The sequence below is a fragment of the Nonomuraea sp. NPDC051941 genome, from assembly GCF_044593615.1.
In genome coordinates, this window is record NZ_JBIUCF010000146.1 from 1 (window position 1) to 1,653 (window position 1,653).

At 68.2% G+C, this 1,653-nt stretch carries 1 protein-coding gene; it reads left to right on the plus strand.

What is annotated here, in order from left to right; all coding sequences use genetic code 11:
• Positions 1-115: 115 nt before the first annotated feature.
• A complete protein-coding gene (locus ACIHFD_RS67870) occupies positions 116-1,618 on the plus strand; it encodes an ISL3 family transposase (RefSeq protein WP_397375971.1) in 1,503 nt (500 codons plus the stop codon).
• The last annotated feature ends 35 nt before the right edge of the window (positions 1,619-1,653 follow it).

Genomic DNA, 1,653 nt, shown 5'->3' on the forward strand with positions numbered 1-1,653 from the left:
GGCTCTGGCCCACTTTCGGTGGTGACGGAACGTGATAGTTCGTGTCGTTACATGGCTATCTCGGGGTGCTGTGTCAGCGTGACGCCGGTGTGACGTAAAGGATCTTGCGGGGCTGGTGTTCCCGCAACTGGCCGGTCTGGTCATCGGCAGCGTTCAGCCCGGGGCCGGGTCGATCGTGGTACATGTCGCCTCCACGGGCGCGCCGGTGGCGTGTCCTGGCTGCGGGGCAGTCGGGCGGGTGCACGGCTATGTGGATCGGCAGCTGGCTGACCTGCCGTTGGGCGGGCAGCGGGTGATGGTGCGGCTGCGGTTTCGGCGGCTGAGGTGCGCGAGGGTGGGGTGCGAGCGGCAGACGTTTCGGGAGCCGTTGCCCGGGCTGGCCGAGCCGTATCAACGCCGCACGGTCGCCTTGACCACGCAGGTGGGGGCGGTGGTGCGGGAGCTGGCCGGGCGGGCGGGGTCTCGGCTGCTGGCCGTGCTGGGAGTCGGGCTATCGCGGCAGAGCGCGGTCCGGTCGTTGCTGCGCCTGCCTCTGCCGGTTCGTCCGGTGCCGGCGGTGATCGGGGTGGACGACTTCGCTCTCCGCAAACGACACCGCTACGCCACGGTGATCATCGACGCGATAACGCGGGAGCGGATCGACGTGCTCGCCGACCGTCAGGCCGACACTTTGGAGGCGTGGCTACGTGCCCATCCCGGTGCGCGGGTGGTGTGCCGGGACAGCAGCGGCGCCTACGCCGAGGCGATCCGTCGCGCTCTGCCTGAAGCGGTGCAGGTCGGTGATCGCTGGCATATCTGGCACAACCTGGCCGAAGCCGTGGTGAAGGAGGTCGCCGCGCACTCCTCCTGTTGGGGCAAGACCGGCCCGCCGCCAAAAGAAGGGGTGCGGGCCGCCACCACGCGCGATCGCTGGCAGCAGGTTCATGCCCTGCTCGACCAGGGTGTCGGGCTGCTGGAATGCGCCCGCCGTCTGGGCTTGGCGCTCAACACCGTGAAGCGCTACGCCCGGGTCAGCGAACCCGAACGGCTGGTGCGCGTGCCGAAGTACCGGCCCACGCTCGTCGACCCGTTCCGCGACCATCTGCGCCAACGCCGAGCCGAAGATCCCGCCGTCCCGGTCCAGCAACTCCTTGTCGAGATCAAGAAACTCGGCTACACCGGCAGCCAGAACCTGCTCTACCGGTACATCAACCAAGGCCGCGTCGAATGCGACCGGCCCGCGATCTCACCCAAGCGCTTGGCCGGCCTCCTCCTCACCGAACCGAGCAAGCTCAAGGACCACCACGCCGAGCGACTGGATGCTGCCATCGCCGCCTGCCACGAGATGACCATGCTCGCCGGACTCGTCCGGGACTTTGCCGCTCTCCTCGACCCCAAGCCGGGCAACGACCAGCTACTGACCGCCTGGACCGAACAAGCGCGTCAGGCCGACCTGCCGCACATGCACGCCTTCACCCGCGGGCTGGACTACGACCGAGCCGCCGTCAACGCCGCCCTCACCCTCCCGTTCCACAACGGCGGCACCGAAGGCGTCAACACCAAAACAAAAATGATCAAGAGGCAGATGTACGGGCGGGCCGGCTTCGCACTCCTGCGTCATCGCATCCTGCTCGGCTAACCACGTTCCGTCACCACCGAAAGTGGGCCAGAGCC